8 protein-coding genes are annotated in these 8,051 nt (G+C 69.0%); 3 read left to right on the forward strand and 5 right to left on the reverse strand.

The window, feature by feature from the left end:
• On the forward strand, positions 1-622 hold a 622-nt coding region (locus tag HV824_RS33595; RefSeq protein WP_255208550.1), incomplete at its 5' end, for a TetR/AcrR family transcriptional regulator.
• Positions 623-632: 10 nt separating this feature from the next.
• Here HV824_RS33595 and HV824_RS33600 read toward each other — a convergent pair.
• Complete coding sequence (locus tag HV824_RS33600) at positions 633-803, reverse strand: hypothetical protein (RefSeq protein WP_176421473.1); 171 nt, start codon at positions 801-803, stop codon at positions 633-635.
• Between the two features lie 173 nt (positions 804-976).
• Here HV824_RS33600 and HV824_RS33605 point away from each other — a divergent pair, with 173 nt between their 5' ends.
• The gene (locus HV824_RS33605; protein WP_176421474.1) at positions 977-1,738 is read left to right on the forward strand and encodes an outer membrane beta-barrel protein; all 762 of its coding nucleotides are present in this window, start codon (positions 977-979) and stop codon (positions 1,736-1,738) included.
• Positions 1,739-1,924: 186 nt separating this feature from the next.
• On the opposite strand, the gene HV824_RS33610 is transcribed toward HV824_RS33605, so the two are convergent.
• The 4 genes from HV824_RS33610 to HV824_RS33625 all read right to left on the reverse strand — a co-directional run bounded on the left by HV824_RS33610 (position 1,925) and on the right by HV824_RS33625 (position 7,090).
• A complete protein-coding gene (locus tag HV824_RS33610; protein ID WP_176425091.1) occupies positions 1,925-3,262 on the reverse strand; it encodes a calcium-binding protein in 1,338 nt (445 codons plus the stop codon).
• A 145-nt stretch (positions 3,263-3,407) separates the two neighbouring features.
• Complete coding sequence (locus tag HV824_RS33615; protein ID WP_176425092.1) at positions 3,408-5,024, reverse strand: transglycosylase SLT domain-containing protein; 1,617 nt, start codon at positions 5,022-5,024, stop codon at positions 3,408-3,410.
• Entirely contained in the window at positions 5,021-5,422 is a 402-nt protein-coding gene (locus HV824_RS33620) for a BlaI/MecI/CopY family transcriptional regulator (RefSeq protein WP_176421477.1), read from the reverse strand. The genes HV824_RS33615 and HV824_RS33620 overlap by 4 nt, the downstream gene beginning before the upstream one ends.
• A gap of 87 nt (positions 5,423-5,509) precedes the next feature.
• Positions 5,510-7,090: a bifunctional 3-(3-hydroxy-phenyl)propionate/3-hydroxycinnamic acid hydroxylase gene (locus tag HV824_RS33625; protein WP_176421478.1), complete on the reverse strand. Its 1,581-nt coding sequence runs from the start codon at positions 7,088-7,090 to the stop codon at positions 5,510-5,512.
• Between the two features lie 228 nt (positions 7,091-7,318).
• On the opposite strand from HV824_RS33625, the gene HV824_RS33630 reads away from it, so the two are divergent.
• On the forward strand, positions 7,319-8,051 hold a 733-nt coding region (locus tag HV824_RS33630; RefSeq protein WP_303623448.1), incomplete at its 3' end, for a BTAD domain-containing putative transcriptional regulator.

Below are 8,051 nucleotides of genomic sequence, written 5' to 3' on the forward strand. Positions count from 1 at the left end.
CGCCACGGCCGCCCGCCTCCCCCCCACGGCGGCGGCGCCCCCTGAGGGCACGCGCCGGCGCATCCTGGAGACGGCCCTGCAGCTCTTCGCGAGCCGCGGCTATCACGACACGTCCATTCGGGACCTGGCCGCGGCCCTGGAGTTGCGGCCCAGCGCGCTGTACGCCCACTTCGCGGCCAAGGACCACGTGCTCGCGGAGCTGGTGCGCATTGGCCACGAGGCCCACTTCGAGGCCCTGGAGTCCGCGCTGCAGGGCGCGCAGCCCACGCCCGTGGCCCAGGTGCGCGCGCTGGTTCATGCGCACACGCGCGTCCACGCGGAGCATCCGCAGCTCGCGCTGGTGGTGAACGAGGAGTTCTATGCGCTGACACCGGAGCTGGCGGCGCCCGCGCAAGCCTTGCGAGACAGGGCCTCCGCCATGTTGATGGACGCCATCCAGCGCGGCATGGCCCAGGGACACTTCTCCCCACTCCATCCCGCAATCACCGCCGCGGCGATTATCGGGATGGGCTCGCGCATCCCCCACTGGTTCGAGCCGGACGGCCCCATCGCGGTGGAGACCCTGGCGGCCACGCACGCCGAGCTGGCGCTGCGGATGCTGGGGAGTGCCTCCGGCGCGTGAGGACGGGCGGCTACCCGCGGAGGTGCCTGCGGCCCGACGCCACCTGGAACGCGTACACCCCCAGCGCGGCGATACCGGCGAGGAGGACGACCCATAGCAAGCCGCCCACGACGACGCGAGTCACCGTGAGCACGACCCAGAGCGCGAGCAGCCCCAGGCCCACGTAGAACAGCCCCTTCATTCTTGGCCTCCATGGCGCGGGGAGTCCCTTCAAGTTTGGGGACGCCTCGCATGCGCGACAGGGTCCGGCTGCACGGCGGGTTGCCCACCGTTGAATCTTCCAGGCGGGCTCGCGTCAGAAGGCACATCCACCGTAACGGCGGATCCTTCCTCTCGCTGGACACCCTCCTCATCATGATGACTCGCACGCTCTGGAAGCTCACGGCGCTCTCCCTCACCCTGTCCGCCCCCGCCTTCGCCGCGGACTGGCGCAACGACGGCAACCTCCGGCGCAAGGAGGTCAAGAGCACCGAGGCGCTCGAACAGGCGCGAGAGGACCGGGGCTTCGCGCTGGGGCTGCGCGCTGGCTACAGCCTCCCGCTGGGAAGCGCCGTGGGTTCCGACCGGGGCGAAAGCCCCAAGATGCGTGACGCGTACAGCGGCGCCATCCCCTTGCAGGTGGATGTGGGTTACTTCTTCAACTCGAACGTCTCCCTGGGTGCCTACTTCCAGTATGCGCCCGTGTTCCTCGCCGAAGACTGCGGCGCCGACCTCAGCTGCTCCGCCAACCAGATGCGCTTCGGCATCAACGCGGCCTACCATTTCTTCGCGAGTGAGAAGCTCATGCCCTGGCTGGGCCTGGGCATCGGCTACGAGCTGCTCGACACGAAGCTCTCCGCGAGCGAGGGAGACATGGAGACCACCATCGGCGCGGGCGTGCGCGGTATCGAGTTCGCCTCCGTCCAGGGCGGCGCCGACTACCGCGTCAACGACACGTTCTCCATCGGGCCCTACCTGTCGCTGGCGGTCGGCGTCTACCAGACGGCGACCGCCAGCCTGGAGACGAAGAACGTGCCCATCCTCGGCGACATCTCCGAGTCCGCGTCGGAGAGCATCGACGACAAGGCGGTCCACGCCTGGCTGTCCGGCGGCGTGCGGATGCAGTTCCGCTTCTAAAGCGAGCACTGGCCCGCGGATGAGGCGGACCGCCCCACGCACCCGCCGTGAGCGCCCACCTCGCCAGCAGCGCCCACGCCCCTGCGTGGCAATACCGCGCCACCTCGGGAGCCATGGCCTACCGTGAATCCATGAGGCCCCCGCCCACCGGAGCGGGCGGGGGCCTCGTCACCACGAAGCCGGACGTCAGTGATACGGCGTGACGCTGACCGGGGAGCCGAGCTCGCTCTGGAGCTGCGTGCGAGCGCTGCTGCTCAGCGGCCACCGCCACGAATACTGGAAGACGTCCGCCAGGTTGACGCCCGCGGCCCGGCTGGCGGCGAAGACGAAGTTGTCCGCGGCATGGAACGGGCTGGTGACGTTGGAGAGCGTCGCCGCCTCCTTCCAGACATTGTTGATGAAGTTCCAGCCGTGCTGCCGGTGCAGCCGGAAGACGATGGACGCGAACAGGTCCGTCGAGTTGCGTCCGGCGAGGCCGCTGTTGGCCCGCAGCGTGTTCGACCAGTCATAGCGGTAGCACGTTGAGCCGCCGGGCGTCGTGGGCGTCGTCGTGGCCCCCGACGTGCCGCAGGCCACCGTGGTCGTCCGGTAGGTGTCCACGAGGCCCAGAATCTGGGTGTAGAGCGTGTTGTGCGCGCTGTTGCCCGACAGGCCCTCGTAGCTCATGGCCAGGAACCGCATCGCCACCGCATAGCCCGTCCGGATGCTGTGGCCGTAGTTGGCTTCGTTCGAGGAGAGCTTGGTTTCATAGAACCAGTAGTTCCGGCCGAGCTCGTAGTAGGGCGTGCTGTCATGGACCCCCGCCGCGGCGTCGGGGCACATCTGGTCCCGGAACACCTCGAACTTGAACTCCACGCCGGTAAATCCACGGTAGCCGCACGCCACGCCGACACAGGGCAGCGCCGCTCCGCTGGGCAGCACCGCGAGGCTGTTCAGCTCGTCGTAGTGGAGGTGTTGCGGCGGGTCATCTCCCGTGACCTCGGCATAGAAGTCGACGCCCTTGTCGATTCCCGTGACGATGTGCTGAATCTGCGGCGTGGTGCAGGTCGTCCGGTCAGGCGTCCGCAACGCGATGTTTCGCCCCTTCCACAGATAGAGCTCAGGCTTGTAGCTGGGGACTTGAGCCGTCGCGTATTTGTTTCTGAGCACGCAATACCAGGAGTATGGGTCGCTGTAGTTCAGGTACGCGGCCTCGTAGCCCTCTTCAATCTCCACGCCATCGACATAGTGCTTGTACTGGTCCCGGCACGCCCGGTTGAGGTCCATGGACTTGGCCTGGCTCTGGTGCCAGCACTTCCAGCTGAAGGCCGTGGGATTGGGCTGCTGGAGATACGAGAACGCGGTGGAGCCATAGAGCGTCTGGCAGTGCTGGGTCAGATTCATCCCTGGCAGCGTCATCGCCTGGCCAGAGGCACTCCATGGCACCACGATGGCCAAGGCCAGCACCAGCGCCTGGAGCCCCTGCTGAGATAGCATCGCGCGCACGGCGCCCCGGACGCCATGCGTCAACTGTAAACGTTTCATGTGGACTTCCCCCTCTGCGACTGTTTCACGCCCCCTGATTCAAGGTTCGTGGTCTGGCACGTCGCCGCGACATGCAGGAATTACCCTCCTGTCACACCGGGAGTAAAGTGTATTTTGAGTATTTCATATCAACGCGCGGTCGACCTCAGTCCAACAGGTGCGGGTTGCGCAGGATGAGCAGCCCAGCCTGCACGGTGGCGGCGTAGTCATTGAGTTGCCCGGCGTCGATGAGCACCGTGGCATCCCGGCTGCCGCCCGCGGCAAGCGCCGCATCCACCTTCTTCGCCCCCTGGTTGTACGCGGCGAGGGCCAGCCGCCAGTCGCCATAACGCGCGTGCAGGTCCGACAGCAGCGAGGCGGCGGCCTGGCTTTCCCGCGCCACGTCCAGCCGCTCGTCGCGCGCCTCGCTGACCTCCAAGCCGTAGCGCCGCGCCGTCTCCGGGATGAACATCCACACGCCCGCGCCGCGCATGCCCGGCGCCAGCGAGGGCCGACCATCCGCCTCCGGCATGTTCGTCGCGGCGGATTCAACGACGGCCACGGCCAGCAGCCCCTCGGGCAGCCCCCGCGCGCGCAGCGGCGCGGAGAGCGCCTCCCGGTGTGTCTTCAGGTTGGCCAGCGCGCGCTTCATGAACGCGCGTCCCTTCTCCGAACCGGTGAGCGTGTTGAGCCGCGCCAGCACGTGCGCGTCCACCACCACCGGCAAATCTCCCTCCGGCTGGCTGGATCGGGCGAGCGCCTGCGCCTCCACGAGCGTCACCGCGCGGCCCTGCGCCACGCCTTGTGACAGCGCCGCGAGCGGCACCAGGACGAGACACAGCGCGGCCAGGAGCGAGGAAACACCCTGGGCACGGGCGGGACGAGGCTGGAAGAGCATCTGGATTCTCCGGGTGGTGGGGTGGGACATGCCGGTGGCTCCGGCGGGAAGAGACGGCTTGAGCGGAAGCGTCAGCGCCGCCTGAAGCAGACACCGCGCGTAGGCGTGCGCCTGGACGCGGCCACCGGCCACCAGCGCTTCGTCACACGCCAACTCCTGGAGCGCGACCATCCACCGGGACAAGCCATGGGCGCCCGGGTGCCAGAAGAAGGCGCCCGTGAGGACGAGCCGCGCGAAGGCCCGGTGCGTGTCGCGCTGACGGTGGTGCTGGAGCTCGTGAAGCACCGTCAGCCGGAAGGACTCCGCGTCCTCCAGCAGCGCGGGCGGCACCACCACCCACGCGGAGGGCTGACGCCCGGCGCGCGGAAACCACGCGGAGAAGGCCGGCATGCCCGCCTCGCCCAGCACCACGGCGACACGCCCCACGCCGCGCACGCGAGGCAGCGACTCCAACTGGCGCAGCAAGCGCGCATGCCGCGCCAGCGCCCAGGTGATGAAGGCGCCGCCTCCCACCAGGAGCGCCAGCGCCGCCGCGGGCAGCACGGGCGGCAGGGCGGGCGCGGCCTCCCGCACCCAAGCAGGCTTTGCCACCGGAGGCGGCTCCCACAAGGGCGCGGGCAGCCGGCCCGCGTGGCGCGCCACGGAGCGCTCGAAGGTGAAGCGGGGCCCGGTGGGCATCAGCGCGTGCACGGCCACGGCGAGCCATGGAAGCACCAGCACGAGCAGCAACACGCCACGCGCCACGCTCGAGGACTGCCGCGCCGACAAGGGACGGCCCAGCCGCGACAGCAACGCCAGCGCCAGCCAGGCCAGCGGCGGCGCCACGGCGAGCAGCAGCGCCTGCGTCAGATAGAGCGACGCGAGCTCCCGCAGCGCGGCGCTCACGGCTTGCGCCCCTTCGCGTCGAGCAGCTTGCGGAGCTGGTCCACCTCCGAGGCGGACAGGGGCACCGCCTCCACCAGCCGCGCCACCAGCGCGGAGGGCGTGCCGTCGAACACCGTCTCCACCAGGTGGCGCACGCTCTGCGCCTCATAGGCCTCGCGCGGCAACACCGCCGAGTACAGGTGGCCACGGCCCTGCTTGCGGCTCTCCACCACGCCCTTCTGCTCCAGGATGCGCAGCACCGTGGACACGGACGTGTACGCCAGCGCGCGCTCCGGCGGCAGCGCGGCGAGCACGTCCGCCACACTCACCTCACCGAGGCGCCAGACGAGGTGCATCAACTCCAACTCCACCGGCGTCAACGGCCGTGGAGCCACTTCGGGCTCAGGCTTGCGAGTCACGAGCGAACCTCCGTGACACGCAAACTACTAAGAGATTAGTTCTAAATCAACTAACCAATTAGTTGCTCGCTGACGGAAGCGCCCTCCCTACACACCGAGCGCCTCCCGCAGCTCCGGCAGGCGCCGCGACTGCACCGCGCCGTAGACGAACCGGTCCGGCCGCAGCACCACCACGTCCGCGGCGTGCTTGGAGAACCAGTCCGCCAGCTTCCCGGTGACGTCCACCACGGCGGGCGCGCCCTCGCCAGCGCCGTCCACCGCCTCCGCCGGAGGATGGAACGTCAGCATCCGGCCCCCCAGCGACTCTGCCAGCTCCCGCGCCGCCTCCCGCTCCGCTGACGGCGCGTTGCCCCGGCACAGCACCGTGAACTCATTGCCCAGGGTGTCGTCCAGCAGGACCTCCTCGCCCGACGGCAGCTTCACGCGCGGCTGGATGAAGTACTCGCTCTTGTCGCCGAAGTAGTAGCCGCTCGCGTGCGCCGGGGCCTCCTTGAACTCGAAGCCCTCGATGAACTTGCGCACCCGGGGGATGCGCTGAAGGGTGCGCAGCAGCGCGTCACGCGCGGAGGCCACCCAGGGGTTGCGCGCCAGGAACAGGTGCCCCACCCGGACACACAGCTTCTGCACCGCCTCCACGTGCGGCCGGCGCTCCTGCTCATAGGTGTCCAGCAGCGACGCGGAGGACTGCCCGTGCAGCACGCGCTTCAGCTTCCACGCCAGGTTGGACGCATCCCGCATCCCCGACACCAGGCCCTGCCCCATGAAGGGCGGCATGGTGTGCGCCGCGTCGCCCAGCAGGAAGACGTTGCCGTGGCGCCAACGCGCCGCGTTGAGGCAGTGGAAGGTGTAGACCTGCGCCCGCTCGATGCGCACCCGCTTGGGGTCCACGTACGGCGCGATGAGCTCGGCGATGGTCTCTGACTTCTCCAGCTGCTCGCGCGTCTCGCCGGGCATCATCATGAACTCCCAGCGAATCTGGTTCACCGCGCCGGTGGCCACGAAGGCCGGGCGCTTCGGGTCGCACACGAAGCGGCAGATTTCCGGCACGTCCCCCTCCACCACGGTGCCGGACACGGCCAGCCAGGGCTCGCCGTAGGCCCGCCCCGCCATCGGGATTCCCATCGCCTTGCGCACGCCGCTGCGCGCCCCGTCACACGCCAGCAGGTACTTCGCGCGGATGGAGCGCTGCTCCCCGGTGCGCGAATCGCGGTAGCGCACCGTCACCCCGTCGGAGTCCTGCACCACCCCCTCCACACTCACGCCCTTGCGCAGTTCCACGTGCTCGAAGCGGTTGAGCCCGTCACGCAGCGCGCCCTCCAGCAGCGGCTGGTGGAAGAACCACAGCGGCGTGTGCCCGAAGCCGAAGTCCGTCTCGCCGGTGTGAATCTCCGCGAAGCGCTTGCCCGTGCCGCCCACGTACTCCGCGAAACGGCTTTCCCGCATGTTGCTTTGCAGCAAATCCAACAGTCCGGTGGACTGGTAGATGCGCAGGCCTTCGTCGTCGCACGAAAAGGCCCGGGGCTCGCCGTGCGGCGTCACGTCCCGCTCCAGCAGCAAGGTGCGCACACCCATGAGACCCAGCAGGTTGCCCGTCAACGCCCCCACCGGACCACACCCGCTGATGATGACGTCCACCTGCGCGTCCGACTGCTGACTGTCACAACCCATGGATGCCTCCTGGGGCAATGTCTGGCATTTTTAATAACGAATCAGGTGTGACCACGGTGTGACGGGTCCGGAAGTCTGGAACACCATCCGCTCAGAGCGGCGAGCTGCCGTGTGACGGAAAAAGCACACGCAAAAATTGTCACCGCTGGGGCAATCCCTACCCGTGACGGAGGTTTTCGGCGAACGTGTTACCTTAGGGCCCCGCCCATGCGAGGAATCCCGGAGGACATGGCAGCCGACGGCCTGGTAAATACACAACGCTTTCACCTGGAACTCTTGGGCGAAGCCCGGCTCCGGGTCGGCGACACGCGCATCCCCCTGGAGCGGCGGACCGCGGGCGTCCTCGCATGGCTGGCATTGGAAGGCCCCCACCCGAAGTACCGCCTGGCCGGCCTGCTGTGGGCGGAGTCCGGGGAGACGACCGCGCGCAACAACATGCGACAGTTGCTGCGCCGGCTGCGGCTCGCCTGCGGCGCGGAGCTGGTGCAGGGCACCGACGTCCTCTCGCTGGGTGAGGGCGTCGTCTCTGACGCCGCAGAACTCCAGGCCCACGTGCTCGCGGGGCGATTCTCGGAAGCCCTCATGCTGGAAGGCGTGCTCCTGGGCGCCCTGGAGTACGAAGATTGCTCGGAATTCCAGACATGGCTGGAGGGCGCGCGGGAGCGGCTGGACAAGCTTCGCCGCCGGGCCGCCGTGGCGGAGTCGGAGTCGCGGGAGAAGCGGGGGGACCTGACGGGCGCGCTGGCGCTCGCGGAGCAGCTCCTCACCATGGACCCGTATTCGGAAGAAGCGTGGCGCCGGCTGATGCGGCTGCACTACATGGCGGGCGACCGCATGGCCGCGCTCAACGCCTTCGAGCGGTGCCGCCGCCTGCTGCGCGAGGAGCTGGACACCACGCCGCTGCCGCAGACGGTGGCCCTGGCGCGTGAAATCGAGCGGGGCCCTCCCGCCCCCAGGCAGG

Source organism: Myxococcus sp. AM009 (assembly GCF_013372605.1).
Taxonomy (GTDB): Bacteria; Myxococcota; Myxococcia; order Myxococcales; family Myxococcaceae; genus Myxococcus; species Myxococcus vastator.

Excerpts from the sequence above, each read along its gene's own strand:
- HV824_RS33610 (WP_176425091.1), bottom strand. The coding sequence starts at position 3,262 with ATGAAACGTTTACAGTTGACGCATGGCGTCCGGGGCGCCGTGCGCGCG.
- HV824_RS33625 (WP_176421478.1), bottom strand. The coding sequence starts at position 7,090 with ATGGGTTGTGACAGTCAGCAGTCGGACGCGCAGGTGGACGTCATCATC.
- HV824_RS33600 (WP_176421473.1), bottom strand. The coding sequence starts at position 803 with ATGAAGGGGCTGTTCTACGTGGGCCTGGGGCTGCTCGCGCTCTGGGTC.
- HV824_RS33605 (WP_176421474.1), top strand. The coding sequence starts at position 977 with ATGATGACTCGCACGCTCTGGAAGCTCACGGCGCTCTCCCTCACCCTG.